Source organism: Pantoea sp. XAF26B01_ASV70 (genome assembly GCF_054512635.1).
The window spans coordinates 2,642,239-2,668,491 of the sequence record NZ_CM137251.1 but is presented as its reverse complement, the minus strand read 5'-3'; the positions used below and the strand labels follow the sequence as shown (position 1 = coordinate 2,668,491).

At 55.1% G+C, this 26,253-nt stretch carries 23 protein-coding genes; 15 read left to right on the top strand and 8 right to left on the bottom strand.

What is annotated here, in order from left to right:
• Nucleotides 1-277 precede the first annotated feature (277 nt).
• Nucleotides 278-1,714, top strand: a complete 1,437-nt coding sequence (ptsG, locus tag ACX8ZY_RS12520) for a PTS glucose transporter subunit IIBC (protein ID WP_010669858.1) — start codon at nucleotides 278-280, stop codon at nucleotides 1,712-1,714.
• Nucleotides 1,715-1,768: 54 nt separating this feature from the next.
• Here the strand turns inward: ptsG and bglB are convergent, their stop codons facing one another.
• Together bglB and ACX8ZY_RS12510 are read right to left on the bottom strand one after the other, a co-directional pair.
• Nucleotides 1,769-2,908, bottom strand: a complete 1,140-nt coding sequence (bglB, locus tag ACX8ZY_RS12515) for a beta-galactosidase BglB (RefSeq protein WP_022625863.1) — start codon at nucleotides 2,906-2,908, stop codon at nucleotides 1,769-1,771.
• A gap of 3 nt (nucleotides 2,909-2,911) precedes the next feature.
• Complete coding sequence (locus ACX8ZY_RS12510; RefSeq protein ID WP_158131832.1) at nucleotides 2,912-4,522, bottom strand: MFS transporter; 1,611 nt, start codon at nucleotides 4,520-4,522, stop codon at nucleotides 2,912-2,914.
• Between the two features lie 358 nt (nucleotides 4,523-4,880).
• Here ACX8ZY_RS12510 and hinT point away from each other — a divergent pair, with 358 nt between their 5' ends.
• From hinT to ACX8ZY_RS12475, 7 genes are all read left to right on the top strand, one after another.
• Nucleotides 4,881-5,231: a purine nucleoside phosphoramidase gene (gene hinT / locus ACX8ZY_RS12505; protein WP_009090851.1), complete on the top strand. Its 351-nt coding sequence runs from the start codon at nucleotides 4,881-4,883 to the stop codon at nucleotides 5,229-5,231.
• Between the two features lie 20 nt (nucleotides 5,232-5,251).
• A complete protein-coding gene (locus tag ACX8ZY_RS12500) occupies nucleotides 5,252-5,620 on the top strand; it encodes a YcfL family protein (RefSeq protein ID WP_010246307.1) in 369 nt (122 codons plus the stop codon).
• An 11-nt stretch (nucleotides 5,621-5,631) separates the two neighbouring features.
• Nucleotides 5,632-6,225: a penicillin-binding protein activator LpoB gene (gene lpoB / locus ACX8ZY_RS12495; protein WP_022625861.1), complete on the top strand. Its 594-nt coding sequence runs from the start codon at nucleotides 5,632-5,634 to the stop codon at nucleotides 6,223-6,225.
• A 16-nt stretch (nucleotides 6,226-6,241) separates the two neighbouring features.
• The gene (gene thiK / locus ACX8ZY_RS12490) at nucleotides 6,242-7,024 is read left to right on the top strand and encodes a thiamine kinase (protein ID WP_158132177.1); all 783 of its coding nucleotides are present in this window, start codon (nucleotides 6,242-6,244) and stop codon (nucleotides 7,022-7,024) included.
• 39 nt (nucleotides 7,025-7,063) lie between these two features.
• On the top strand, nucleotides 7,064-8,104 hold the full coding sequence (gene nagZ, locus ACX8ZY_RS12485) for a beta-N-acetylhexosaminidase (RefSeq protein ID WP_022625859.1): 1,041 nt from the start codon (nucleotides 7,064-7,066) through the stop codon (nucleotides 8,102-8,104).
• A 40-nt stretch (nucleotides 8,105-8,144) separates the two neighbouring features.
• A complete protein-coding gene (gene ycfP / locus ACX8ZY_RS12480) occupies nucleotides 8,145-8,687 on the top strand; it encodes an alpha/beta hydrolase YcfP (protein ID WP_033779408.1) in 543 nt (180 codons plus the stop codon).
• A 212-nt stretch (nucleotides 8,688-8,899) separates the two neighbouring features.
• Nucleotides 8,900-10,204, top strand: coding sequence for an NAD(P)/FAD-dependent oxidoreductase (locus tag ACX8ZY_RS12475; RefSeq protein ID WP_010246297.1), 1,305 nt, complete (start codon nucleotides 8,900-8,902; stop codon nucleotides 10,202-10,204).
• A gap of 170 nt (nucleotides 10,205-10,374) precedes the next feature.
• Here ACX8ZY_RS12475 and ACX8ZY_RS12470 read toward each other — a convergent pair whose 3' ends face one another.
• Nucleotides 10,375-10,608, bottom strand: a complete 234-nt coding sequence (locus ACX8ZY_RS12470; protein ID WP_158131831.1) for a SymE family type I addiction module toxin — start codon at nucleotides 10,606-10,608, stop codon at nucleotides 10,375-10,377.
• Between the two features lie 819 nt (nucleotides 10,609-11,427).
• Between ACX8ZY_RS12470 and ACX8ZY_RS12465 the strand changes: the two genes are divergently transcribed.
• Nucleotides 11,428-12,000: an Ail/Lom family outer membrane beta-barrel protein gene (locus ACX8ZY_RS12465; protein ID WP_010246294.1), complete on the top strand. Its 573-nt coding sequence runs from the start codon at nucleotides 11,428-11,430 to the stop codon at nucleotides 11,998-12,000.
• 408 nt (nucleotides 12,001-12,408) lie between these two features.
• Complete coding sequence (locus tag ACX8ZY_RS12460) at nucleotides 12,409-12,951, top strand: glycine zipper 2TM domain-containing protein (RefSeq protein ID WP_003849847.1); 543 nt, start codon at nucleotides 12,409-12,411, stop codon at nucleotides 12,949-12,951.
• Nucleotides 12,952-13,095: 144 nt separating this feature from the next.
• Here the strand turns inward: ACX8ZY_RS12460 and mfd are convergent, their stop codons facing one another.
• Both mfd and ACX8ZY_RS12450 read right to left on the bottom strand, forming a co-directional pair.
• The gene (gene mfd, locus ACX8ZY_RS12455; protein WP_459260020.1) at nucleotides 13,096-16,539 is read right to left on the bottom strand and encodes a transcription-repair coupling factor; all 3,444 of its coding nucleotides are present in this window, start codon (nucleotides 16,537-16,539) and stop codon (nucleotides 13,096-13,098) included.
• Between the two features lie 228 nt (nucleotides 16,540-16,767).
• Nucleotides 16,768-16,977: a hypothetical protein gene (locus ACX8ZY_RS12450; protein ID WP_003849845.1), complete on the bottom strand. Its 210-nt coding sequence runs from the start codon at nucleotides 16,975-16,977 to the stop codon at nucleotides 16,768-16,770.
• Between the two features lie 248 nt (nucleotides 16,978-17,225).
• Between ACX8ZY_RS12450 and lolC the strand changes: the two genes are divergently transcribed.
• The 5 genes from lolC (at nucleotide 17,226) to pepT (ending at nucleotide 22,811) form a co-directional block, all read left to right on the top strand.
• The gene (gene lolC / locus ACX8ZY_RS12445; RefSeq protein ID WP_039392496.1) at nucleotides 17,226-18,425 is read left to right on the top strand and encodes a lipoprotein-releasing ABC transporter permease subunit LolC; all 1,200 of its coding nucleotides are present in this window, start codon (nucleotides 17,226-17,228) and stop codon (nucleotides 18,423-18,425) included.
• Complete coding sequence (lolD, locus tag ACX8ZY_RS12440; protein WP_010246282.1) at nucleotides 18,418-19,122, top strand: lipoprotein-releasing ABC transporter ATP-binding protein LolD; 705 nt, start codon at nucleotides 18,418-18,420, stop codon at nucleotides 19,120-19,122. Before lolC ends, lolD begins: the two co-directional genes overlap by 8 nt.
• A complete protein-coding gene (gene lolE, locus ACX8ZY_RS12435; protein WP_022625849.1) occupies nucleotides 19,122-20,366 on the top strand; it encodes a lipoprotein-releasing ABC transporter permease subunit LolE in 1,245 nt (414 codons plus the stop codon). Before lolD ends, lolE begins: the two co-directional genes overlap by 1 nt.
• A gap of 145 nt (nucleotides 20,367-20,511) precedes the next feature.
• A complete protein-coding gene (cobB, locus tag ACX8ZY_RS12430; RefSeq protein ID WP_010246278.1) occupies nucleotides 20,512-21,345 on the top strand; it encodes a Sir2 family NAD+-dependent deacetylase in 834 nt (277 codons plus the stop codon).
• Between the two features lie 236 nt (nucleotides 21,346-21,581).
• Nucleotides 21,582-22,811 (top strand): peptidase T, encoded by a 1,230-nt coding sequence (gene pepT / locus ACX8ZY_RS12425; protein WP_010246276.1) that lies wholly within the window; start codon nucleotides 21,582-21,584, stop codon nucleotides 22,809-22,811.
• A gap of 66 nt (nucleotides 22,812-22,877) precedes the next feature.
• On the opposite strand, the gene ACX8ZY_RS12420 is transcribed toward pepT, so the two are convergent.
• Genes ACX8ZY_RS12420 through phoP form a run of 3 tightly spaced genes read right to left on the bottom strand, consistent with a single transcriptional unit; the run spans nucleotide 22,878 to nucleotide 26,191 of the window.
• A complete protein-coding gene (locus ACX8ZY_RS12420; RefSeq protein WP_158131829.1) occupies nucleotides 22,878-24,002 on the bottom strand; it encodes a ribosomal protein uL16 3-hydroxylase in 1,125 nt (374 codons plus the stop codon).
• Between the two features lie 57 nt (nucleotides 24,003-24,059).
• On the bottom strand, nucleotides 24,060-25,520 hold the full coding sequence (phoQ, locus tag ACX8ZY_RS12415) for a two-component system sensor histidine kinase PhoQ (RefSeq protein ID WP_010246272.1): 1,461 nt from the start codon (nucleotides 25,518-25,520) through the stop codon (nucleotides 24,060-24,062).
• 2 nt (nucleotides 25,521-25,522) lie between these two features.
• Nucleotides 25,523-26,191 carry a two-component system response regulator PhoP gene (gene phoP / locus ACX8ZY_RS12410; protein WP_010246270.1) on the bottom strand — a complete coding sequence of 223 codons (669 nt, stop codon included), beginning with the start codon at nucleotides 26,189-26,191 and terminating at the stop codon, nucleotides 25,523-25,525.
• Nucleotides 26,192-26,253: the final 62 nt, after the last annotated feature.

The following is a 26,253-nucleotide window of genomic DNA, read 5'->3' as shown; positions in this document are numbered from 1 at the left end:
TCAGCCTCTGTAATTAATCTGTAACCTGCGTATATGACCCTGTTTTTTCAGACAGGGTCAGCTTTTTATCGCCGATTACTGGTGCGGATCAGTAAGAAATTTCGTAAAGTGCGCCCTTGTGATTGTCGAAACGTGATACCCGTCAAAGTAACAAATCGGGAATTATTTTACCCTTCGTAATAAATCAAAAGGCGGTCACCGCCAGCCCGGCAAAGAATCCTCCCTCTTTGCCACGCGCACTGCGCAAATATGCACTCTTACTCAGGAGCTTCACGCTATGTTCAAAAATGCTTTTGCCAACCTTCAAAAGGTCGGTAAATCGCTGATGCTGCCGGTATCGGTTCTGCCGATTGCCGGTATTTTATTAGGGGTCGGTTCAGCCAATTTCAGCTGGTTACCTGCAGTGGTTTCGCATGTGATGGCAGAAGCGGGTGGATCGGTGTTCGCCAACATGCCGCTGATTTTCGCTATCGGTGTGGCGCTGGGCTTTACCAATAATGACGGCGTTTCGGCGCTGGCAGCGGTTGTTGCCTATGGCATCATGGTGAAAACCATGGCGGTGGTCGCCCCGCTGGTGCTGCATCTGCCTGCGGCGGAGATCGAGGCTAAACACCTCGCCGACACCGGGGTGCTGGGCGGTATTATCGCCGGTTCCATCGCCGCTTACATGTTTAATCGCTTCTACCGCATCAAGCTGCCAGAATATCTGGGCTTCTTTGCCGGTAAGCGTTTTGTGCCGATTATTTCCGGTCTGGCAGCTATCATTCTCGGCGTGCTGCTCTCCTTTATCTGGCCACCGATAGGTTCCGCGATTCAGGAGTTCTCACAGTGGGCTGCCTATCAAAACCCGGTTGTCGCCTTTGGTATTTATGGCGTAATTGAACGTGCGTTGGTGCCATTTGGTCTGCATCACATCTGGAACGTTCCTTTCCAGATGCAGATCGGTGAATACACCAATGCGGCAGGTCAGGTGTTCCACGGTGATATCCCGCGCTATATGGCGGGTGACCCGACCGCAGGTAAACTCTCTGGCGGCTTCCTGTTCAAAATGTACGGTCTGCCAGCGGCAGCGATTGCTATCTGGCATTCAGCGAAGCCTGAAAATCGCGCCAAAGTGGGCGGTATCATGATCTCCGCCGCGCTGACCGCATTCCTGACCGGTATCACCGAACCGATTGAATTCTCATTCATGTTCGTGGCACCGATCCTGTATGTGATCCATGCGCTGCTGGCGGGTCTGGCATTCCCAATCTGTATCCTGCTGGGGATGCGTGATGGCACCAGCTTCTCACACGGTCTGATCGACTTTATCGTACTGAGCGGCAACAGCAGTAAAATCTGGCTGTTCCCGATTGTTGGTATCATCTATGGTCTGGTTTACTACACCATATTCCGTGTACTGATCGCGAAGCTGGATCTGAAAACACCTGGCCGTGAAGAGAGCAGCAGCAGCGAGCAATCTACCGCGACCGGTACAGAGATGGCGGGCAAACTGGTGGCGGCGTTTGGTGGTAAAGAGAACATCACCAACCTGGATGCCTGTATCACCCGTTTACGTGTCAGCGTCGCCGATGTGGCGAAAGTGGATCAGACTGAACTGAAAAACCTCGGCGCCCGTGGCGTGGTGGTTGCCGGTTCCGGTGTGCAGGCGATTTTCGGGACTAAATCCGATAACCTGAAAACCGATATGGATGATTACATCCGCAGCATGTAATGATTTACAGCGATGAAAAAGCCCCGCTAAGCGGGGCTTTTTTTTGGCAGGGATTCAGAGGTAAACGCGCAGATACTCTGTCAGGCAGAGCAGGGCCATCGCCTGGCCGTAGGGCATAGAGGTCAGAGGAACCGTGCGGTAGTAATCCAGATCCTTGCCCATTGCGGTTCCAAAGGAGACCTGTTTTAACTCGCCATCGTCATCAATATTGGCAATCACGCCGCGCAACGCTTTTTCTGCCACCTCGCGATACTCCGCGGGCAGATAACGCTTGCGAACCCCTTTCAGAATGCCATAGGCAAACCCGGCGGTGGCGGAGGCTTCCGGGTAGCTGTGCGGATCATCAAGCAGGGTGTGCCACAATCCGCTGCTGTGCTGACACTCCCTGAGTGCTTTAACTTGGGTCTCCAGCACCTGCTGCAGAAAACGGCGGGTAGCGTGATGCTCAGGCCAGTTCATCATCTCCAGGAAGTCGGGAATGACAATCGTCACCCAGCTGTTACCGCGCGCCCAGCGTGCATCAGCAAAGTTATGGCGACCGTCAAAGTTCCAGCCGTGGAACCATAAGCCGGTTTTGCGATCCATCAGAAACTGGGTGTGCAGCAGGAACTGATAACTCGCTTCTTCAATCCACTCATCGCGCTTCAGCAACTGGCCAATTTTCGCCAGCGCCATTACGCTCATCATCAGCGTATCGTCCCAGAGCTGCTGCGGGTTTTCGTTGTTATAGACAATGTGCTGCAGGCCGCCCTGTTCGGTACGCGGCATCTCATACATGACCCATTCTGCCCAGCGCTCCAGCACCGGCACCCAGGCCGGGTTCCCGGTCTCTTCGTAACGGTAGGCCAGCGTCAGAAAAGGACAAACGGTATTCACATTTTTGGTCGGCGTGCCTTCCGCCAGACGCTGCGTAAACCACTCATCAATAATGGCCAGCGTCTGCTGGTCACCGGTCTGCTGATAGTAGTGCAGCATGCCATACAGACCGATGCCGTGTGTCCATTCCCAACCCGCCCAGCCTTTGGTATCAATCACCCGGCCATCGTCCAGCCGTAATAAAAATTCGCCTGTCTCATCGGTGATGTTAACCAGATTCTGTGTCAGCTTTTGAATCAGCTGTACCAGTTCGCTGCGTGGCAACAGATGCTCGGGCTGGCACAATAATTTGCTGTGTTTAACGGGAAATACAGTCATGGTTTATTCCTGTCGTTTTAAGGTCGGGTTTAAAGAAGGGTTTAAAGAAGGGTTTAAAGTGGGATGTGCGGACAATTTTTCCGGCGCTGGCTTATTACGATTAAGGAAGCCAATGTTGTTGTTGCCCCAAAGATTTTCGTAAGGCATGCCAGCCAGCGTTTCTACAATTCCGCGTGCTTCCGGCGTGATGCTTTCCGGCACGATGCGGCCCGCGTCGCGCATCTTCAGCGTCTCCTGGCGCAGCACAGTGTGGGTCTGCAGATTAAGCTTAAAGCGCAGTGACACGATAAAGCCGCAGGCCAGCACGGCCACAGTGCCTATGCTGAGAATCGCCAGGATAGTGTGGCTGACGCCGGGTACCTGGGTCGCCTGGCCAGAGACAAAGCCGGAGAGCTGCAGCACGATACCGACCAGCATGACTGCGCCAGCCTGCGACGCTTTACGCGTCAGGGTCATGATGCCGGCAAAAATTCCTTCACGGCGCTGTCCGGTGATCACCTCATCCACATCGGCGATATAGGTATAGGTGTTCCACGGCACATAGTTGATGCCGCCACGTCCCAGGCCTGCCAGGGCAGAGATCACCAACAGCAGCGACATGTTGTCGTTCATTCCGGCATACCACAATCCAGCGTAGGAGAGCGCCGCCAGGCCAAACAGCACAGCCACCAGACGGTAGGCGGGCGCGGGTCCCATGCGGATGCAGAGCGGAATCATCGCCATCACGGCAATAAACTGCAGCACCGCCATGGTGCCCATCAGGCTGGAGGCGACCTGAGCGCTCTGCATCAGCACAAATACCACATACCAGGTAAAGACGGCGTTAAACACATCCTGGGCGATATAGCCGCCGAGGTACATGCCAAGGTGCTGGCGGAAGATGCGGATGCGTAAGGTTGAAGCCAGCTCGACATAGAGCCGCTTGAGATTCTGCATCAGCGTCAGCTGCTGCTTTTCCTGTTCTGCACGGCGTGACTCGGCGGAAAAGTCGTCGGGGTGACGCTCCCAGGTAAAGCACCACACCAGCGTCAGCACCAGCGCGCAGATTACCGAGAACACCAGGCTGGCGTAGAAGAAGGAGAGAGGATTATCTTTGCCCAGCATACCCAGCAAAATACCGGGTAAAAAGGCAGCCAGAATGGCCGACAGCTGAGCCAGGCCGATGCGGGCACCGGAGAAGCGGGTTTTCTGTTTGAAATCGTCGGTCATTTCCGGCACCAGCGTTTCATACGGCACCAGGATCATGGTGTAGACGATATCAAACAGCAGATACGTGCAGAGATACCACCAGAAACTCATGTCGCTGAGCCACATCAGGCTATAACTGAATACAGAGGGTATGCCGAGCAGGATAAAAAATTTGCGGCGGCCAAAGCGTTTGCCCAGCCAGGTCGAACCGAAGTTATCGGTCAGAAAGCCCATCAGCGGACTGACTATCGCATCCAGCACGCGGGCAGCGGCAAAGATCAGCGTGGCCTGAATCGGGGTTAACCCACAAAAGGTGGTGTAAAAATAGAGCAACCAGGCGGCGGTCAGCGCCGTGGTGCCTGCTCCAAGAAAATCTCCGGAACCGTAGGCCAGATAGTGGCCAAGACCAATTTTACGTGAGCGCATGTCTGATGCTCCTTGATGTTTATGGCGGTTTATCCCTGGTGACGCCGGTCATCTCACCCGGACTGGTTAGCAAAGTAGAACTGACGGGTCGGCTAAACCTTCGCAATTTGGCAAGTGCTGGCGCTGAAGTGGCAGTCATACAAAGAAAAGGGTGGCGAAATTCTAATTTATAAAACAGCGTTTCATTTTATGGTGTGGCAGGGGCGTTGCCAGCATTCTGAACAGCGTGCGGGTCACGGAGAGAGGGGGCTGCTGCAAAGGCAGGCGAACAATGCAAGAAAAGTGGTCCTGAGGTTGAAAGAAAACAAATTTCTCCCGCATACTGATTGATTAAGACTCAGGCTAAAGGAATTGCACCATGGCAGAAGAAACCATTTTTAGTAAAATTATCCGCCGCGAAATCCCCGCTGATGTGGTTTATCAGGATGAGCTGGTCACTGCCTTCCGCGACATTTCGCCCAAAGCGCCAACCCATATTTTAATCGTGCCGAATGTGCTGATCCCAACGGTCAACGAGGCGGAAGCGGCGCATGAGCATGCGCTGGGACGTATGTTTACTACCGCGGCGAAAATCGCCCGTCAGGAAGGTATCGATCAAAATGGTTATCGTCTGATTGTGAACTGCAATCAACATGGTGGTCAGGAGGTTTATCACATTCATATGCATCTGCTGGGCGGTGAACCGCTGGGACCGATGCTCTCTAACTGACCTGATAACGGAAGCGTGCTATGCGATCCTGGCTGACTGGCCTGCCGATCCTGCTCTGCCTGACGGCCTGCAGCAGTGAAAAACCGATGATCAATACGTCACAGTCGCTGGTGATGGAGTCCTCTGTGCTGTCGGCAGGGATCATTACCGATGAACCGACGCTGGATGAGAACGATGGACTAAAGCGTGCCACCAGCGTGCTCTATAATCAGCGCGAAACACCGGTTGTTGTGCACTATCGTTACTACTGGTATGACGACAAAGGGCTGGAAATCACCCCGCAGGAACCGGCGCAGACCGTTACCGTTCCGGCGCAGGGCAGCATTATCGCCACTTCGCAACTGGGTAACCTGACGGCCAGCAAGGTTCGTCTTTATCTCTATCTTTAAGGATTTTCTACGTGATACGCAGTGTTAATCGTACCGGAGCGCTCCTGATGGCGCTCATTCTGACCGGCTGTGTGGTGAAACAGCAGCAGCCTGCACCAGTTGAACCGACTCAGCCTGTGGAGCCGGTGCAGCCCGTTCCACAACCTGAACCGGTGCCGCAACCGCAGCCTGTGCCGCAGCCACCGAAACTGGTCACTATCAACTGGGATGCCAGCGTTCAGCCGCTGGTGGCGCAGATGTTGCAGGCCGCCAGCGCCGAGCCGGGCAGCGTGTTGCTGGTGGATCGCGTTAAAAACAGCACCAACGGTGCGCTGCAAAGCGAGAAAGCGACGGCAGCTATCCAGAATGCGCTGAATAACAACGGCAAATTCACCCTGGTTTCTGCTGACCAACTGGCGCAGGCCAAGCAGACGCTGGGATTATCGCCGGATGACAGCCTGAACTCGCGCAGTAAAGCGATTGGCCTGGCGCGTAACGTTAACGCTCAGTATGTGCTCTACAGCAACGCGCGTGGCGATGTCAAAGCGCCGACGCTGCAAATGCAACTGATGCTGGTCCAGACAGGCGAGATCATCTGGTCCGGCAACGGCATTGCACAGAATTAATCCCGCTTTCCAGCGGATGATTCAGCAGGTCACCGGCGAACCAGAAAAGACATCCTTTATCCCGCTGGCCGGTCTGACCGGGCACAGCCAGAAGATTGTCAGTCCGCGCGGAACTTTTATCGCGCGGGCGGCACCGCAACCGGCTATTCCGTTTGTGGATCGGCAGCGCGAATTCCGTCTGTTACGCAAACTGCAAGCCAGCGGAGTGGCACCACAGCCCGTGGCGGGCCATCATCAGGGGATTATCCTGACCTGGTGCGCAGGCGAAGCGCTGGATGAACACCGTTTCAGCCAGCAGCGTCCACAGATCGTGGCACTGCTACAGCAGCTGCATCAGCAGCCGCTGACCGGCTATCGTCTGCAGTTGTTGCCGCTGTTATGGCGCTACTGGCAGCTCACTCCCCAGCGGCATCACCGCTGGTTGCGGGCGCTCAGGCGTCTGACGCAGCAGGGTGAACCCCAGCCGCTGAGGCTGGCTCCGCTGCACATGGATCTGCATGCCGGAAATGTCATACAAGGTCCCGAAGGTCTGCGTCTGATCGACTGGGAGTATGCCGCCGATGGCGACGTGGCGCTGGAGCTGGCGGCTGTCTGTGCCAGCGATCCGCAGCACCAGGCCGACTGGCTGGCTGAGTATGCCGCGGCGATGCAGTTGCCGCTTACCGCGCTGGTGCATCAGGTCAGACGCTGGCAGCCCTGGCTGCAGTTGCTGATGGCCAGCTGGTATCAGCTCCGTGCCGGTCAGCGTGACGACGACACATTAAAACAGCTGGCTCGACAGAGCTGGGAACAGATTTAATCGCGTTACGCAGGTGCGTTTCGCTACAGGATTCATGATATGAGATCAGATTTACCCGGCCCCCTGATGCTTGACGTCGAGGGTTATGAACTGGATGGCGAAGAGCGCGACATCCTGCAGCATCCGCTGGTGGGCGGTTTAATTTTATTTGCCCGAAATTATCATGATCCCGCTCAGCTGGCAGAACTGGTGCGGCAGATCCGCGCCGCCTCTCACACCCGGCTGGTAGTGGCGGTGGATCAGGAGGGCGGTCGCGTGCAGCGTTTCCGTGACGGCTTCACCCAACTGCCTGCCATGCAATCTTTTGCTGCGTTGCACGACCTGGATACCGCCGGTGAACTGGCGCAACAGGCGGGATGGCAAATGGCGGCCGAGATGATCGCCATGGATATCGATATCAGCTTTGCGCCGGTACTCGATATTGGTCATATCAGCGCCGCGATTGGTGACCGTTCTTTCCATGCCGATCCGGCCATCGCCCTTGACGTCGCCCGCCGCTTTATTGCCGGGATGCACGAGGCGGGCATGAAGACTACGGGTAAACATTTTCCGGGTCACGGTGCGGTGAGTGCGGATTCGCATAAAGAGACCCCACGCGATCCGCGGGACGAAAAGACGCTGCGTGAGCATGACATGGCAATCTTCAGCAAGCTGATTACCGAACAGGCACTGGACGCCATCATGCCGGCACACGTCATCTACTCCGAAGTTGATCCGCTGCCCGCCAGTGGTTCGCCATACTGGCTTAAAACCGTGCTGCGTGAGCAACTGGGCTTTGACGGTATTATTTTCTCAGACGATCTGTCGATGGAGGGCGCAGCGGTGATGGGCAGCTATCCTGAGCGGGCGCAGCAGTCCCTTTCCGCGGGCTGTGACATGATTCTGGTCTGCAATCAGCGTCAGGGTGCCATCAGTGTACTGGATAACCTGATCCCGGTCGGGTCAGAGCGGGTTACACAGCTGTATCATCAGGGCAGGTTTACCCGCGATGAACTGCGGGGAACGCATCGCTGGAAAAATAATGCTCAGCAACTGAGTGCGCTTCAGGAACGCTGGCTGGCTCATAAGGCGTCGTGGTAAGCAGTGACTGCCCGGCGCTATCACTACCTTGAGGATTATCATGATCATCTATCTGCACGGTTTTGATTCCAACAGTCCGGGCAATCACGAAAAAGTGCTGCAACTGCAATTTATCGATCCTGACGTCAGGTTGATCAGTTACAGCACCCGCCATCCCAAACATGACATGCAGTTTCTGCTAAAAGAGACCGATAAGATGCTGACGCTTTCTGACGACGACCGGCCGCTGATTTGCGGCGTCGGACTGGGCGGCTTCTGGTCAGAGCGCATTGGATTTCTGTGCGGCATCCGGCAGGTGATTTTTAATCCCAACCTCTCGCCGCAGGCGAACATGGAAGGGAAGATCGACCGGCCGGAGGAGTATCAGGATATCGCAACGAAGTGCGTCAGCGATTTTCGCGAGCATAATCGTGACCGCTGTCTGGCCATTCTCTCCCGTCACGATGAGGCGCTCGACAGCCAGCACATTGCTGACCAGCTGCATCCGTTTTATGAAATTGTCTGGGATGAGACGGAAGGGCACAAATTCAAAAATATATCCCCACATCTTAAGCGGATAAAAGCTTTTAAAACATTAGGTTAAGCAGCAAAGGCACCGCAAGGTGCCTGTTTTTATTACGTAATTATCTGAGTTTTATTTTCCCGCTTTGATGTATATCAATATTCTTATGTTCTCCTCTTCCCGCCATGCTATTCTCCCAGCAGATTGCGATTTTAACTTCGCCAACCCTATGTTTCTTAAGGTTTAATTTAACCTTTGGTTAACTTTTGGTTCACAATTTGAGGGGGTCTTTGTTGACTACGTCTGTTAAGAAAATTGTTATTGTCGGAGGGGGAGCGGGCGGCCTGGAAATGGCCACGCAGCTGGGCCATAAACTGGGTCGTAAAAAGAAGGCCGAGATTATCCTGGTTGATCGTAACCACAGTCACTTGTGGAAGCCGCTGCTGCACGAAGTGGCGACCGGCTCAATGGACGAAGGCATTGATGCATTGAGCTATCTGGCTCATGCCCGCAATCACGGTTTTGAGTTCCAGCTGGGTTCACTCACCGATATCGATCGCACCCGAAAAGTGATCCGCCTGGCCGAAGTGCTGAATGCGCAGGGCGAAGTGCTGGTGCCACAGCGTGAAGTGGCCTACGACCAGCTGGTGATGGCGCTGGGCAGCACCTCGAATGATTTCGGTACGCCGGGCGTCAAAGATCACTGCATCTTCCTGGATAATCCGCATCAGGCGCGTCGTTTCCATAACGAAATGCTCAACCTGTTCCTGAAATTCTCCGCCAGCGAAGGCAGGGTCGAGAAAGTTAACATCGCCATCGTGGGCGGCGGGGCAACAGGCGTTGAGCTGTCAGCTGAATTGCACAACGCGGTGAAACAGCTGCACAGCTACGGCTTCAAAGGCCTGGGACGCGAAGCGCTGAATGTGACACTGGTGGAAGCGGGTGAACGTATTCTGCCTGCACTGCCACCACGCATCTCTGCTGCGGCACATCAGGAGCTGACCAAGCTGGGCGTTCGCGTGCTGACGCAGACCATGGTCACCAGCGCCGAGCGTAATGGCCTGAATACCAAAGGCGGTGAGTTTATCGAAGCCGATCTGATGGTCTGGGCGGCTGGGATTAAAGCACCTGACTTCCTGAAAGAGATTGGCGGACTGGAAACCAACCGCATCAATCAGCTGGTGGTCAAAGAGACGCTGCAAACCACGCTGGACGATGACATCTACGCGATTGGCGACTGTGCTTCCTGCGCCTTGCCGGGCGGCGGTTTTGTACCACCACGCGCCCAGTCAGCGCATCAGATGGCTTCACGCGCCATGGACAACATTCTGGCGCAGCGTGACGGTAAACCGCTGAAAGCCTATGTCTATAAAGATCATGGCTCGCTGGTATCGCTCTCCCGCTTCAGTACGGTCGGCAGCCTGATGGGCAACCTGATGCGCGGCTCAATGATGGTGGAAGGGCGCATCGCGCGCTTTGTCTATATCTCGCTTTATCGTATGCACCAGATCGCGCTGCACGGCTACTTCAAAACCGGGCTGATGATGCTGGTCGGCAGTATTAACCGGGTTATTCGTCCCCGGCTGAAGCTGCACTAAGCAACAGCAATAACGCTGGCTAATTAATGTTAAGCCTCCTCGGTTCTGAGGGGGCTTTTTTATGCCCTTGAGGGGCACACATTAAGACAAATTAAACATCAGTTTCCTGTATGATGATTAATAAGAAATCCCGGACTTAATGCCGGGATTTTACTTTACAGGTCAGTCAATTATCCTTCATTCGCTAGCCGGATAAGCAGCTGTCCCGGCCCGGTGATCACCTCGATCTTCTGCCCGGTAGTAAAACCCAGTGCTTCCAGCCAGCGCCCTTTAATGGTGAGCTGTGGCAGCGGGTTCGGCTGGCCCTTATTAGGCCGGTATCCCACTTTGTAATAATGTACCTGCGTTCCGCTGGCGGCGGTTGTGGGCGTGCGGGTTTCTGACTTATGATGCGTGTCAGCCATAATTAACTCCCAATCAGTTAGTTGTGGTCAGCGGGCTGTTGGTGTTCCACCACCTTCAGCCCGCGCTAAAAAATCTCTCGTTACGCTATTCCTGTTCCGTTTTAACTGTTTAAATATACACCTCATGCGGCGTAAACTCGCTGAAAGCTTAGTAATAAATTGCGAGCTGTCTTTGAAAATCAGATAGTTTTTCTCCGGTCTGGCTTTCGTTCATTTTTTCTTCGCAGTCAGCTTGAAAGTAACGCTTCTTGGAAAAATGCAGGTGTTATCTTTCCGAATACCTTCATTTATTCAGAGAGGTTTAAATAGAACTGTAACTTAATCTTTTAATGGGTTATGGATATACAGGTCAGTTAATAATCTGCGTTAATGGATTGTATAAGGCAGGATAATTTTCTGGATGTATGTGCCGTAATGGTTTTCAGGGGTTTTGCTTTTTTATGGCAACTCGGTCTTGATACCTCTAATTCTTTTTGGTCTAATAGTGCCATTAAGAATTGATTGATAACTAATCGCCAGGATGAATCCTGTGGTTAAATTCTTTACTTAACCTAAATTAAATGGCCGAAGTGCCATTTAATAAGGCTGGCGTTTAAGTTTCACATTCACTCAGGCCAGTTTGTTTAAAAAAAACCGGGTATGAATAGATGCTCTCCGACCGATCTGAACATCAGGCGCGGAGCGCTACATGAAATTCCTGTCCGATACAGGCGGATAGATAAAAATTTATCCTGTCCGTCGGGTATTGGTGATTCAGGGAACGAAGTCCTGCGTTAAGCGCAGGGAAATAATGTTAAATTATGAAAAGGAATTAATTACATGACTTCTAAAATGACGATGCTGGCATTACTGTGTGGCGGTCTGCTCGTGGGCAGCAATGCACTGGCTGATAATCACACGGTCTCGGTTGGTTATGCGCAAAGCAAAGTTGAAGACTTTAAAAACATCCGCGGTGTCAATGTTCAGTATCGCTATGAATGGAATTCTCCTCTCAGTGTGATTGGCTCATTCAGCTACATGAAAGGCGATGACAGTTATTCCGAGCAGAATGATTATTTTGACGGTCTTGAGAAATATAATGAAAAAATTGAAGCGAAATATTATTCCCTGATGGCGGGTCCGGCATACCGTATTAATGACTATGTCAGTTTCTACGGCTTAATTGGGGTCGCGCGTACCAAAGTAGAAGATAAAGCCAATTACCAGTCACAGTACGCACAGTATTCGGGTTCTTACAGCGAAAGCAAAACATCCTTTGCCTACGGTGCGGGTGTCGTGGTTAATCCTATCAGCAATCTCTCTGTGAGTGTTGGATATGAAGGTACTCGCGTAAAATATAACGAAGATGTTGCCATCAATGGTTTTAACATCGGCGTTGGCTATCGTTTCTAAGTTGCCTGAAGCCTGTAACCCCGGCCGTCTGGCTGGGGTTATTTATTCCTGCGCCGGGTAAGTGAGGGGCAGACGGCGAATTTGCTTTAAATGTTTTCATGTGCAAACTGATAACGTGACTGCCGGCTTTACTTCCGATTAGTTATTATTAGCTGATTGATTCTACTATTATTATCCATAATTCCCTGAAACTGTCAGTGCGGCTTTCCAGCCTCAGAACTCTCCTAAAAACTGGTCCTGATAGCAAAGTGACCAATTTCCTCCATTTATCTGATGTTGCATTTTCGGTCCATCTGTAAAACTTCATCTCAACAAACACGGCGCGTCGCGCACGCCGGTTATACCTCAGTTAACGAGGATGCTTTAGCAGCAGGATTGCGCGGTAACACTTTTCAGGAGGAACTTCCTGTGAATAAATCAATGTTAGCGGGTATCGGTATTGGTGTGGCAGCAGCTCTGGGTGTTGCAGCCGTAGCAGGCATGAACGTGTTTGATCGCGGTCCTCAATATGCTCAGGTACTGTCTGCAACGCCAATCAAAGAGAGCATTAAACAGCCTCGTCAGGAGTGCCGTAATGTCACTCTGACTCACCGTCGGGCCGTGCAGGATGAAAACCGTCTTGCTGGGTCTGTATTAGGTGCAGTGGCAGGTGGAGTGCTGGGTCACCAGTTTGGTGGCGGTCGCGGCAGAGATGTGGCGACAGTAGCAGGTGCGGTAGCGGGTGGTTATGCTGGCAATCAGGTCCAAGGCGGACTGCAGGATCGGGATACCTACACCACAACCGAACAGCGCTGCAAAACCGTTTACGACAAACAAGAGAAAAAACTGGGATACGATGTGACCTATAAAATAGGCGATCAGCAGGGTAAAATCCGTATGGAAAATGACCCCGGCACGCGTATTCCACTGGATCGCAATGGTCAGCTGGTTCTCAACGGCGATCAGGCGTAATTGGGCAAAGCTTTGCCGCTCACGCGGCCACACAGCACAACGTAATACAGCAGTAATGAAAAAGGCGCATCTCAGGATGCGCCTTTTTTTGCGGCAAACTAACAGGCGCTTTACCGGTTAGATCACCAACGCACAGGCAGGGTTTTATGCCTGCCGTTGAGCCAGTTGCGAAACGAATCCCTGCACCCACTCAAGCCGCACCTTTCTTTCCGACAGCTCACGGGTAAACCGCAGTCGTGTCGGCCCGTCCAGCTTCCACTGCTGAGGCTCTTTCTGCAGCAGGCCTATCAGCCATGCCGGATCCACGTTGTTCTTCGGCGCAAAATCGAAATAACCACCTTTGTCGCTGGCTTCGATCTTACGCAGACCGACAGCGCGGGCTTTCAGCCGGATAATCGCCACATCCAGCAGGTTACGCGCCGGATCGGGCAGCAGGCCAAAGCGATCGATCATCTCCACCTTCAGCTCCTGCAGCTCCTCTTCAGCCTCCGCGCTGGCGATGCGTTTATAGAGTGAAAGACGGGTACTGACATCCGGGATAAAGGTCTCGGGCAGCAGGGCGGGCATCCGCAGCTCCACCTCGGTCTGGTTGCTGGTGAGATCTTCCAGTGACGGCTCGCGACCCGCTTTCAGCGCCTCGACCGCATTCTCCAGCAGCTCCATATAAAGCGTGAAGCCCAGCGTCTCCATCTGTCCGCTCTGCTCATCACCCAGCAGTTCGCCGGCACCGCGAATCTCCAGGTCGTGTGTTGCCAGGGCAAAACCCGCTCCCAGATCTTCCAGTGAAGCGATCGCCTCCAGCCGCTTATGCGCATCGGCGGTCATCGACTTCGGATGCGGTGTTAACAGCCAGGCATAAGCCTGATGATGCGAACGTCCGACGCGACCACGCAGCTGATGCAACTGCGCCAGGCCAAAGTGATCGGCTCGCTCAATGATGATGGTATTGGCGGTCGGTATGTCGATACCGGTTTCGATAATGGTGGTACAGACCAGTACGTTGAAACGCTGATGGTGGAAATCGTTCATCACCCGTTCCAGATCACGCTCACGCATCTGACCATGGCCAATCGCGACACGCGCTTCCGGCACCAGTTCGCTGAGACGCTGCGCCGCTTTCTCGATATTTTCAACGTCATTGTAGAGATAGTAGACCTGTCCGCCACGCAGAACCTCACGCAGGATTGCTTCGCGGATAACCAGATCGTCAAATTCACGGACAAAAGTTTTCACCGCTAAACGGCGGGCAGGCGGCGTGGCGATGATCGAGAGATCGCGCATGCCGCTCATGGCCATATTCAGGGTGCGAGGGATTGGCGTTGCGGTCAGCGTCAGAATGTCCACATCGGCGCGCATCGCCTTGATGCGCTCTTTGTGACGCACCCCGAAACGGTGCTCTTCATCGACAATCAGCAGACCGAGATCGTGCCATTTGAGATCGCTCATCAGCAGCTTATGGGTGCCGATTAAGATGTCGATCTTGCCATCGCTGGCCTGTTCCAGCACCTGCGCCTGCTCTTTGGCAGTACGGAAACGGGAAAGCATCTCAATGCGAACCGGCCAGTTGGCGAAGCGATCGCGGAAGTTATCGTAATGCTGCTGTGCCAGCAGGGTGGTCGGCACCAGCACGGCCACCTGTTTATGGTTCTCAATCGCCAGAAACGCCGCGCGCATGGCTACTTCGGTTTTACCGAAACCAACGTCGCCGCACACCAGACGGTCCATCGCCAGCGGCTCGCACATATCACTCAGCACCGCGTTGATCGCCTGCGCCTGGTCCGGGGTGGTTTCAAACGGGAAGCTTTCGCAGAACAGCTGATACTGCTCGCGATTATGCTTAAAGGCAAAGCCGGTTTTGGCGGCGCGCTGAGCATAGATATCCAGCAGTTCAGCCGCCACATCACGCACTTTCTCAGCCGCTTTCTGCCGTGCGCGTGACCAGGCATCGCTGCCCAGTTTGTGCAGTGGTGCATTATCGTCAGCACCGCCCGCGTAGCGGCTGATCAGGTGCAGCGATGAAACCGGCACATAAAGTTTGGCGTCGTTGGCGTAAGAGAGCATCAGGTATTCCGCCTCAATGCCGCCGGCTTCCAGCGTGGTGAGGCCGATATAGCGACCCACACCGTGTTCCAGATGCACCACCGGCTGGCCGGGATGCAGCTCCGCCAGATTACGGATCAGAATGTCCGGATTGATAGTGCGACGGGTATCCTGACGGCGACGGCTGACGCGTTCGCCCAGCAAATCGCTTTCGCAAATCAGCGCCCGGTTGCCCTGGGTATCGATAAAACCGCGCTCGCTGGCGCCGATCATCAGTCGGAAACGCTCTTCGCCGGTCTCATCGAAGCGGTGCACCGGCTGAGGACGCAGTTTAATCCGGGCCAGCAGATCCTGCAGGCTCTCACGGCGGCCTTCACTTTCGACCGAGAAGACCACGGTGCCGCTGAAGGTCTCAATAAACTGACGCAGATGATCGAGCGGCGCTTTTGCCTGCGCCTGAACGGTCAGGTCAGGCAGCGGGGTATAACCGAGGTTGGTATTCGCGGCTTTGGTGGGCAGCACCTCATTGGTCATCTGGATGCGCGGCCAGGCTTTCAGCTCTCCCATTAATGCATCCGGACGCAGCCACAGGGTGACCGGCTCCAGCAGTGGACGCATCGGATCAACGCGGCGATTTTCATAGCGCGCCTCGGCATCCTGCCAGAAGCGGCTGGCGCTGCCTTCAAGATCGCCGCAGTTCACAATCAGGGTATTATCCGGCAGATAGCTGAACAGACTGGGTAACGGCTGCTCAAAAAACAGCAGCTGCCAGTATTCGATGCCCGCTGGCAACGTGCCTTTGCTGACCTGCTGATAGACATGCTCCGACTCACGGCGCACATCAAACGTTTCGCGCCAGCGGCTGCGGAACAGCTCAATGGCGGCTTTGTCGCTGGGAAACTCATGCGCAGGCAGCAGGTTAATTTCGGGGACCGCTTCCAGCGTGCGCTGACTGTCGACGTCGAACAGGCGCAGGCTGTCGATCTCATCATCGAAAAAGTCGATGCGGTAGGGCTGATCGCTGCCCATCGGGAACAGATCGAGCAGGGCGCCGCGCGTGGCGTATTCACCGTGCTCCATCACCTGATCGACATGGCGATAACCGGCCTGCTCAAGCTGGTCGCGCAGCCGGTCGCGTGACAGTTTTTGTCCCTGCTTCATCACCAGCGCATGGCCGTGCAGGAAACTGTGCGGGCAGACGCGCTGCATCAGGGTGTTAACCGGCATGATCAGCATACCGCGCTGCATCACCGGCAGCTGGTAGAGGGTCGACAGGCGGGCGGAGATAATATCCTGATGCGGCGAAAAGCTGTCGTAGGGCAGCGTTTCCCAGTCGGCAAGGTGCGCCACCGGCAGATCGGTAAACTGGCGGATTTCATCCAGCAGACGCAGAGCGGTTTGGGTATCGGGTGTAATCATTAACACCGGACCAGCATGTCGTTCGGTAATGCTGGCACACTCCACCGCGTGCGCCGCGCCTATGAGCTGGCCGAGCTGACGGTGATCGCCGGATTTAACGGGCAGGGTATAACGAGTCTGTTCGGGCATGGGATCTCGGGGTTGCTCCATTTTTCCAGGACGTAATCATTCCATATTATGTCAGGGGGATCACCTCTGCGGCACAATTTTCCTGCCGCGCCGCGCTGAACCAGGGGATCGGTCAGCCATTACCGGGCGTCAGCGGTAATCGTGCGGATAAAGAGAGGATAGACGGAGTCTGGCAAGGGATCAGAAAAAACCGCCGTCGCCATGCAGCGACGGGGTTAAACGGGCATTTTATTTTATGGATTGCTGTGTGTAATGCATGCGTGGGCGGTCGATATTCGCCCAGGATAACTCCTGCTCAGGATGATAGCTGAGGTTACCGTCGTCCCACTTAACGTAGTAGCCGGCTGGTGCGTTTCCCTGCTCAAAGACGTTGATGATTTCGCCTCTGATCTCCCCGGATTTATGTTTAACGATGCTGCCTTTGGGAAATTTCAACATGGTCGCTACCTCATACTGCCCGGCAATAAATCACCCGTGATCATGGTACTGATTGTAGTCTACCCCCCTGGACGCTGAATAATCAGCCAATAAGCGGCGGCTTTATCGGCTATTCCGCTGCTTTGGCGCGCAAAGTGACGCATCCGGATGCAACTTTGCTGCCGACTCAGAGGGTTAGAGGTTTCATAAAGCCAGCCGCTCCTTTATCATCCCACTACCTATTTTCAGGCAACGGCTTACTGGATTCCATGTATCAACCTGTCGCGCTATTTATCGGTCTGCGTTATATGCGCGGACGAGCATCGGATCGCTTCGGTCGCTTTGTCTCCTGGCTCTCAACGATTGGCATTACGCTCGGCGTGCTGGCGATGGTCACCGTGTTATCGGTGATGAACGGTTTTGAGCGTGAACTCGAAGGCAATATTCTTGGCCTGATGCCTCAGGCGCTGATCACCAGCGACAAAGGCAGTCTCAATCCACAACAGCAACCCGCCACCTCGCTGAATCTGCAGGGTGTCAGCCGTATTGCGCCGCTGACCACCGCCAATGTGGTGCTGCAAAGCCCGCACAGCGTCTCCGTTGGCGTGATGCTGGGCATTGAGCCGGATGAAAAAGATCCGCTGACTCCTTTCCTGGTCAATACCCGGCAGAGCGTGCTGCAGGCCGGGCAGTATAATGTCATCCTCGGTGAACAGCTGGCATCCCAGCTTGGCGTAAAACGTGGCGATCAGCTGCGTCTGATGGTGCCGTCGGTCAGCCAGTTCACCCCGATGGGACGCGTGCCAAGTCAGCGTCTGTTTACCGTAGCGGGCACCTATGCTGCTAACAGCGAAGTCGATGGTTATCAGATTCTGGTCAATCTTCAGGATGCGTCGCGCGTGATGCGCTATCCGGCCGGTAACATTACCGGCTGGCGACTGTGGCTGGATAAACCGCTGTCGGTCGACAGTCTGAGTCAGCAGACACTGCCTGCGGGCCTGGTCTGGAAAGACTGGCGTGAGCGTAAAGGCGATCTCTTCCAGGCAGTGCGTATGGAGAAGAACATGATGGGCCTTCTGCTAAGCCTGATCATCGCCGTGGCTGCCTTTAACATCATCACCTCGTTAGGCCTGCTGATCATGGAGAAGCAGGGCGAAGTGGCGATCCTGCAAACCCAGGGCCTGACGCGCCGGCAAATAGTGGCGGTGTTTATGGTGCAGGGTGCCAGCGCCGGGATTATCGGCACGCTGCTCGGCACGCTGCTCGGTGTCTTGCTGGCCAGCCAGCTCAACAACTTAATGCCGGTGATTGGCCTGTTCCTTGATGGTGCCGCATTGCCGGTTGATATTAATGTGTGGCAGGTGGTTACCATCGCCCTCAGCGCCATGATTGTGGCGCTGTTGTCTACGCTCTATCCTTCGTGGCGCGCTGCCGCCGTTCAACCTGCTGAGGCTTTACGTTATGAGTAACACTCCTTTGTTGCAGTGCCGCGACCTGTGCAAACGCTATCAGGAAGGCAGCGTGCAGACCGATGTGCTGCGCAATGTGGCTTTCAGCCTCCAGCCCGGTGAACTGACAGCGATTGTCGGCAGCTCCGGTTCCGGTAAAAGTACGCTGCTGCATCTGCTCGGCGGCCTGGATGCACCGACATCGGGCGACGTGGTGTTTGATGGCCAGTCACTGAATGCCATGTCCTCGTCGGCCAAAGCGGAGCTGCGTAACCGCGAGCTGGGCTTTATCTATCAGTTCCACCATCTGCTGCCGGACTTCAGCGCGCTGGAGAACGTGGCGATGCCGCTGCTGATTGGCAAAACGGCTAAAACGGAAGCACAGGATCGCGCCCGTGAGATGCTGGCCGCGGTCGGGCTGGACCATCGTGCCGCGCACCGGCCTTCTGAACTGTCAGGTGGCGAACGCCAGCGCGTGGCGATTGCCCGGGCGCTGGTTAACCGCCCACGGCTGGTGATGGCGGATGAGCCAACCGGTAACCTCGATGCACGCAACGCCGACGCCATTTTTGAATTACTGGGCGAACTGAACGTGCGTCAGGGCACCGCGTTTCTGGTGGTGACCCACGATCTGATGCTGGCAAAACGCATGACGCGTCAGATGGAGATGCGTGATGGTCAGTTAAGCGATCAGCTCACCATGGCAGGAGCGGTGTAATGGGTTCGTCGTTATCCCTGTTGCTGGGCCTGCGCTTTAGCCGTGGCCGCCGTCGTGGCGGCATGGTGTCGCTGATTTCAGTGATCTCCACCATCGGTATTGCGCTGGGCGTGGCGGTGCTGATTATCGGTCTGAGCGCCATGAATGGTTTTGAGCGTGAGCTGAACAACCGCATTCTGGCGGTGGTGCCGCACGGCGAGATCGAGGCGGTCAATCAGCCGTTCCAGCACTGGCAGTCGATGATTGCCCCGATTGAAAAGGTGCCCGGCATTGCGGCGGCAGCGCCTTATGTGAACTTCACCGGCCTGATTGAGAGCGGCGCCCGGCTGGAAGCGCTGCAGGTAAAGGGCGTTGATCCGGCACAGGAGCCGCGCCTCAGCGCCCTGCCACAGTTTGTGGCAGATAACGGTTGGTCCTCTTTTGCCGCCGGTAAGCAGCAGATCATTCTGGGCGGCGGCATTGCTAAATCGCTGAACGTGAAGCAGGGCGACTGGATCACCATCATGATCCCCAACAACGATGGTGATAACAAACTGCTTCAGCCTAAACGTATCCGGCTTCAGGTCAGCGGTATTCTGCAACTGAGCGGCATGCTCGATCACAGCCTGGCGCTGGTGCCTCTCGCCGATGCGCAGCACTATCTGGAGATGGGTGACAGCGTGTCCGGCATCGCCCTGAAGATGACCGACCCGTTCCAGGCGGTCAAACTGGTGCGGGATGCCGGTGAAGCGACCCGTTCCTACGTCTACATCAAGAGCTGGATTGGCACTTACGGCTATATGTACCGCGACATTCAGATGATCCGCGCCATCATGTATCTGGCGATGGTGCTGGTGATTGGCGTCGCCTGCTTTAACATTGTCTCAACGCTGGTGATGGCGGTGAAGGATAAGAGCAGTGACATTGCGGTGCTTCGTACCCTCGGTGCCAAAGACCGGCTGATCCGCGCCATCTTCATCTGGTACGGTTTGCTGGCAGGCCTGCTGGGCAGCGTCAGCGGCGTGATCGCGGGCGTGCTGGTGGCGCTGAATCTGACCTCACTGGTGCGCGGGCTGGAGTCGGTTACCGGTCATCATCTGCTGGCGGGTGATATCTACTTCATTGATTTCCTGCCGTCGGAACTGCACTGGATTGATGTGTTCTCAGTATTGATTACCGCGATTCTGCTGAGCCTGCTGGCGAGCTGGTATCCCGCCAGACGCGCCAGCCGCATTGACCCGGCTCGGGTATTAAGCGGTCAGTGAAAAAATGCGGCGCGAATCCTTTCGCGCCGCATCTGTTTAAGACCTTTGCTGTTGGGCGCTGCCCTCAGCAACCGTTACTATCGGGTGATGTTAACCCGGAATCTGTTTAGAGCGGCTCGCCGCAGCTGCTACGCCAGGAGATTTTATGCGTACACCACGTCGCCGCATACGACTTGCCCGCCTGAAGAAAACCCGGAGAAAAGTGCATCAGCGCTTTCGCCAGCGCATATTTGAGCGCGATCGTCAGGCCGAACTGGCCGCCCATCCTCAGCCACATGTTGTCGTGCTGACCGGCGCAGGCATCTCAGCGGAGTCCGGCATCCGGACCTTCCGCGCCGCTGACGGCCTGTGGGAAGAGCACCACGTAGAAGATGTTGCGACGCCCGAAGGATTTCAGCGCGATCCTGCACTGGTGCAGCGCTTCTACAATGCGCGCCGCCAGCAATTGCAGGAGGCAGAGATTCAGCCTAACGCGGCCCATCTGGCGCTGGCGGAGCTGGAACAGGTATTAGGCGATAACTTTTTGCTGGTCACGCAAAACATCGACAATCTGCATGAACGTGCCGGAAACAGCCGGGTGCTGCATATGCACGGTGAGCTGCTAAAAGTGCGCTGTGTCACCAGCGGTCAGGTCATTGAGTGGACCGGTGATATCACCCCGGACGATCGCTGCACCTGCTGCCAGTTCCCCTCGGCGCTGCGGCCGCACGTAGTGTGGTTTGGTGAGATGCCGCTGGGCATGGAGCAGATTTATCAGGCGCTTGAACAGGCCGATTACTTTATCGCTATCGGCACCTCAGGCCATGTCTATCCGGCAGCGGGTTTTGTCCATGAAGCCAAACTGCAGGGCGCGCATACTGTTGAGCTGAACCTGGAGCCAAGCCAGGTGGGCAACGAATTTGCCGAGCGGCATTACGGCCTGGCGAGCGAAGTGGTGCCGGAGTTTGTGCATAAGCTGCTGCGCGCGCTTTATAAGTAAGCAGGGGCGGCTATGGCCGCCTCGCTGTTTTTTGCCCGTCATGCTGATTCCAGCCGCCCGGTGTTTATCAACATTGCGAGGTTTGCCGCAACAATCTCGTAATCAGCCGTTTTTTTCGGGCTTATTGCTTTCCCAAAGGTTATCGACAGCGCTAACCTGTCTGCGAATGATTTTACGCAACGTTGTAACCGGCAGGTCTGTTAATAATACCGGATGGCACTTTTAAAGGATGGGATATGGAACAGTTACTTGAGCGCTTTTTAAGTTATGTGGCCGTTGAGACACAGGCTAAGCCGCAGGCGCGCCAGGTGCCCAGCAGTGAAGGGCAGTGGACGCTGGCGCGTCAGCTGCAGGAGGAGTTGCTGGCACTGGGTTTTGTCGATGTCTCCTTAAGCGATCACTGTTGCGTCATGGGCACGCTGCCCGCCAATGTTGACTGGCCGACGCCAGTCATCGGTTTCATCTCTCACATGGATACCTCGCCAGACTTTACGGCGAAACATGTTAATCCGCAGATTATTGAAAATTATCGCGGCGGAGACATTGCGCTGGGTAACGGCAACGAAATTCTCTCGCCGGTGATGTTCCCGGTGCTGCACAAGCTGATTGGGCATACGCTGATTACCACCGATGGCAAAACCCTGCTGGGCGCGGATGATAAAGCGGGTATCGCTGAGATCATGACGGCGATGGCGCAACTGGCTGCGAGCGATACGCCGCACGGTGCGATCCGTGTTGCCTTTACGCCCGATGAAGAGATTGGTCGCGGCACTTCTCACTTTGATGTGGAAGGCTTTGCCGCTGACTGGGCCTACACCATTGATGGCAGTGATCTGGGTGAGTTCGAATATGAGAACTTCAACGCTGCTTCGGCCACCGTAAAAATCGTCGGTAACAACGTGCACCCTGGCTCCGCCAAAGGGGTGATGGTCAATGCGCTGGATCTGGCAAACCAGTTTCATGCCGCGGTCCCGGCCAGCGAAAAACCGCAATATACTGACGGCTATCAGGGCTTCTATCATCTGCATCAGATCAAAGGCAGCGTTGAACACGCCGAGATGCTCTATATCATTCGTGACTTCGAAACGGAGAGTTTTGAACAGCGTAAACAGACGCTGCTGCAGATTGCCGCAGAGATCAACAAAACCCTGCACCCGGACTGTTCGGTCACCGTCGAGATCACCAACAGCTATCGCAACATGCGTGAAAAGGTTGAGCCGTTCCCGCACATCATCGAACTGGCTTTACAGGCGATGCGTGACTGCGGCATTGAGCCGGTAGTGAAACCGATTCGCGGCGGTACGGATGGATCGGCGCTGTCGTGGAAAGGGCTGCCTTGCCCGAACATCTTTACCGGTGGCTATAACTATCACGGCAAGCATGAGTTTGCTTCGCTGAATATCATGGCGAAATCGGTGGAAGTGATTGTGCGGCTGTCAGAGCTGGCGGCGCAGAAGAAGAATTAAATCCGCAGACACAAAAAAGGCTCTCTGCCACGGCGGCAAGAGAGCCTGATTCAGTATCAGTTCAGATTATTCGTCGCCGAAGTACCAGTAACCGGCATTGACCAAATCGGCGATCTGCGCCAGTACCGACGGGTCATCCAGCGCATCGCCCAGATCGTCCAGTGTGATGCGATAGTGGCGCGCCAGGACCGCCATCACATCGGGATGTGAACACTCAACCCGCTCACCGTTGACATAGACCGCATCGCCAATCGTCAGGACACGCAGGCCACCTAGCCGGCTCAGGGTATCGCCCTGTTGCAGCGCATCATAAATTTCATCAGGCTGGTAAGGCGGTTCCGGTGGCGCGACATCGAGTTCGTGACGTGACTGGGAAATGAATTCGCCAAACCACTGAGCGAACTGCTCCGGCTGATTGACCACATCCAGCATCAACTGACGTACGCCTTCAATCTCCTGCGGCAGAATCTGCGACGGGCAATCACGTGCAGGCACATCCGGATCGCTGAAGCGCAGGCTGCCCAGCTCATTGGCCAGCGCGTAATCCGCAAAGCCGCTGATTAACTCGCGTCCGCTGGGGGCACGGAAACCCACGGAGTAGTTCAGGGCGTTTTCCAGCGAGTAGCCTTCATGCGGGAACCCCGGCGGAATATAGAGAATATCACCCGGCTCCATCTCTTCATCGATGATGGCGTCGAATGGCTCAACCTGCAGCAGATCCGGGTGCGGGCAGTGCTGCTTCAGCGGCACCTTTTCACCGACGCGCCAGCGACGGCGACCGGCACCCTGAATAATAAAGACATCATACTGATCAAAATGGGGACCGACGCCGCCGCCAGGGACGGCAAACGACACCATCAGGTCATCAACACGCCAGTCAGGCAGGAAACGGAAAGGGCGCATCAGTGCGGCAGAGGCTTCATGCCAGTGATTGACCGCCTGTACCAGCAGCGACCAGTTGTTTTCACTCAGATGATCATAGCTCTCGAACGGGCCGTGGCTGACCTGCCATTTGCCATCCTGATGGCTGACCAGGCGGCTATCCACCTCATTTTCCATCGCCAGACCGGCCAGTTCATCCGGTGAAAGAGGATCGACAAAGTTTTTAAAACCACGCTTCAGCACTACCGGGCGTTTCTGCCAGTAACGCTGAATAAAATCGGGCCAGTTAATATCGAGCTGATAGTCCATAAAAGGGTTCCGCTTAGGGCTGTAAATGCCAGCAAGTATAACAGCCCTGAGGGTTTTCTACTCGCGGCGATGTTCGACTTCCTGGCGCTGAAAGACCACTTCCATGCGTGTTCCGCCGAGTGCGCTACCGGAGGCGATGACGTTGCCCTCATATTGCTCAAGAATATCACGCACCACCGCCAGACCCAGTCCCTGACCGGGACGCAGGGTGTCGGCGCGCTGACCCCGGACAAACACTAAATCGCGCTTGCTCTCGGGAATGCCCGGACCATCATCGTCAATATAGAGATGGAGTGCATTTTCGCTCTGAAAAGCGCTGATTTCGATAAATTCCAGGCAGTACTTGCAGGCGTTATCGAGCACGTTGCCCAGCACTTCCATAAAGTCATTCTGGTCGCCAACAAAGGTCAGCTCCGGTGAGATATCCAGCGAAATCGCCACGCCTTTACGCTGATAGACTTTATTCAGGGCTGAGCAGAGTTTGTCGAGCAGACCGGAAACGGAATGCAGATCGCGCTGCAGCGGATTGTGATCGGCCTGCATACTGGCGCGATGCAGATAATAACCGACCTGCTGCGAGATTCGACTAATCTGCTCCAGCATCACCGGCTCAGCCTGTTCCACCGTCAGTTCCTTGCCGTTGCGCAGCGAGCGCAGGGTGCTCTGCAACACGGCCAGCGGCGTTTTCAGACTGTGGGTCAGGTCTGAAAGCGTGGTGCGATAGCGGGTATAGCGTTGTCGCTCATTGGTCAGCAGCAGATTGAGGTTACGCACCAGACTGCGCAGTTCCTGCGGCGGATTATCCGCCAGATTTTCGCGCTGGCTGGTCTCCAGTTCGCGCACCTGCTGTGTCAGCGCGCCAATCGGCCGCAGACTCCAGTGCGCCGCCAGCCACAGCAACGGAATGATCAGTATCAGGTTGGCTGCCAGCACATAGCTGAACCACGACCAGACCACATCAGAATGCTGCAACTCCTGCGGGATAGAGTCGACCACCACAATGGTGAGCGCGGGCAGATTCGTGGTGGCATCGTAACGGTTAACGGCGACCGAGTGGGTAAAGGTATCGTTGCTGTCATTGTCCCAGTCGTTGAGTCGTTGCTGAGCATTCAGGTTATTGCCCATTGCCACCATGCTGGTACGGTTACTGGTATCAATCTCGTAGAAGTCAGGCTTCAGCAGCCATTCACGGCGGATCTTCTTGCGGATCTCTGGCACGTCGCGTTGTTGCCACAACAGTTTGCCGTGCTCATCGTAAATAAATACCAGCGTCGGGAAGTTGAGCGTCATCCGTTCCGGCTGGGCGATGGTGAGTTTGTTGTCATGCCATTGCGCCAGCGTAAAGAACAGGTTGCTCTCGCCGCGCATCACGCGGTAGGTGTTTTTATCGAAACTGACCACATAGCCAATCACCGCCACCATGCCGTAGGAGAGTGAGAGGAAGAGGACTATCGCTGCGGAGGCCAGCAGAAAGCGGGCGCGCAGCGAAATAGGGCGATAACGATTAAACCAGGACATGGTCAGAGATCAAAGCGGTAGCCCTGGCCACGCACGGTGGCGATCACGTCAGTAGGATGCAACGCCAGAATTTTTTTGCGCAGACGTCCCATAAGAACGTCGATGGTGTGGCTTTCACGCAGTTCAGCGTCAGGATAGAGCTGCAGCATCAGCGAGTCTTTGCTCACCACTTTGCCCGCGTTACGGATCAGTGTTTCAACAATGGTGTACTCAAAGGCCGTAAGCTTCACCGGCTGTTCATTGACCGTCAGTTCACGGCGGGAGAGATCAACCTGAAACGGGGCCATATCGATGATTTGCGAGGCATGTCCGCTGTTACGACGCATCAGCGCCTGCAGGCGTGCCGCGACTTCTTCAATGTGAAACGGTTTGGTGACGTAGTCATCCGCACCGGCTTCCAGCGCCTCAACTTTGGCCTGCCAGCCTTCACGGGCGGTCAGCACCAGAATCGGCTGGCGCACGGCATCGCTGCGCCAGCGGCGAATCAGAGACATACCATCTTCATCCGGCAGGCCGAGATCCACCAGCGCGATATCGGGCAGATGTTCCCGAAGAAAATAGTCAGCTTCTTTGGCGTCTTCGGCGGCATCGACCTGATGGCCCATGTCACGTAACTGGACGGCGAGATGATGGCGCAGCAGGGCATTGTCTTCAACAACCAGAACACGCATAGAAATTCCTTACACTCTGTTTGAGTCAACCTGCAGAAAGTATACGCGAAATGTATTAAACA

Bases quoted from the DNA above. Each gene is read 5' to 3' on its own strand.
- hinT (WP_009090851.1), top strand. From the start codon at position 4,881: ATGGCAGAAGAAACCATTTTTAGTAAAATTATCCGCCGCGAAATCCCC.
- ACX8ZY_RS12420 (WP_158131829.1), bottom strand. From the start codon at position 24,002: ATGGACTATCAGCTCGATATTAACTGGCCCGATTTTATTCAGCGTTAC.
- thiK (WP_158132177.1), top strand. From the start codon at position 6,242: ATGATTCAGCAGGTCACCGGCGAACCAGAAAAGACATCCTTTATCCCG.
- ACX8ZY_RS12470 (WP_158131831.1), bottom strand. From the start codon at position 10,608: ATGGCTGACACGCATCATAAGTCAGAAACCCGCACGCCCACAACCGCC.
- ACX8ZY_RS12500 (WP_010246307.1), top strand. From the start codon at position 5,252: ATGCGATCCTGGCTGACTGGCCTGCCGATCCTGCTCTGCCTGACGGCC.
- ycfP (WP_033779408.1), top strand. From the start codon at position 8,145: ATGATCATCTATCTGCACGGTTTTGATTCCAACAGTCCGGGCAATCAC.
- phoP (WP_010246270.1), bottom strand. From the start codon at position 26,191: ATGCGTGTTCTGGTTGTTGAAGACAATGCCCTGCTGCGCCATCATCTC.
- cobB (WP_010246278.1), top strand. From the start codon at position 20,512: ATGCGTACACCACGTCGCCGCATACGACTTGCCCGCCTGAAGAAAACC.
- ACX8ZY_RS12465 (WP_010246294.1), top strand. From the start codon at position 11,428: ATGACTTCTAAAATGACGATGCTGGCATTACTGTGTGGCGGTCTGCTC.
- lolD (WP_010246282.1), top strand. From the start codon at position 18,418: ATGAGTAACACTCCTTTGTTGCAGTGCCGCGACCTGTGCAAACGCTAT.
- nagZ (WP_022625859.1), top strand. From the start codon at position 7,064: ATGAGATCAGATTTACCCGGCCCCCTGATGCTTGACGTCGAGGGTTAT.
- mfd (WP_459260020.1), bottom strand. From the start codon at position 16,539: ATGCCCGAACAGACTCGTTATACCCTGCCCGTTAAATCCGGCGATCAC.
- bglB (WP_022625863.1), bottom strand. From the start codon at position 2,908: ATGACTGTATTTCCCGTTAAACACAGCAAATTATTGTGCCAGCCCGAG.
- lolC (WP_039392496.1), top strand. From the start codon at position 17,226: ATGTATCAACCTGTCGCGCTATTTATCGGTCTGCGTTATATGCGCGGA.
- ACX8ZY_RS12510 (WP_158131832.1), bottom strand. From the start codon at position 4,522: ATGCGCTCACGTAAAATTGGTCTTGGCCACTATCTGGCCTACGGTTCC.
- ptsG (WP_010669858.1), top strand. From the start codon at position 278: ATGTTCAAAAATGCTTTTGCCAACCTTCAAAAGGTCGGTAAATCGCTG.
- ACX8ZY_RS12450 (WP_003849845.1), bottom strand. From the start codon at position 16,977: ATGTTGAAATTTCCCAAAGGCAGCATCGTTAAACATAAATCCGGGGAG.
- lolE (WP_022625849.1), top strand. From the start codon at position 19,122: ATGGGTTCGTCGTTATCCCTGTTGCTGGGCCTGCGCTTTAGCCGTGGC.
- phoQ (WP_010246272.1), bottom strand. From the start codon at position 25,520: ATGTCCTGGTTTAATCGTTATCGCCCTATTTCGCTGCGCGCCCGCTTT.
- pepT (WP_010246276.1), top strand. From the start codon at position 21,582: ATGGAACAGTTACTTGAGCGCTTTTTAAGTTATGTGGCCGTTGAGACA.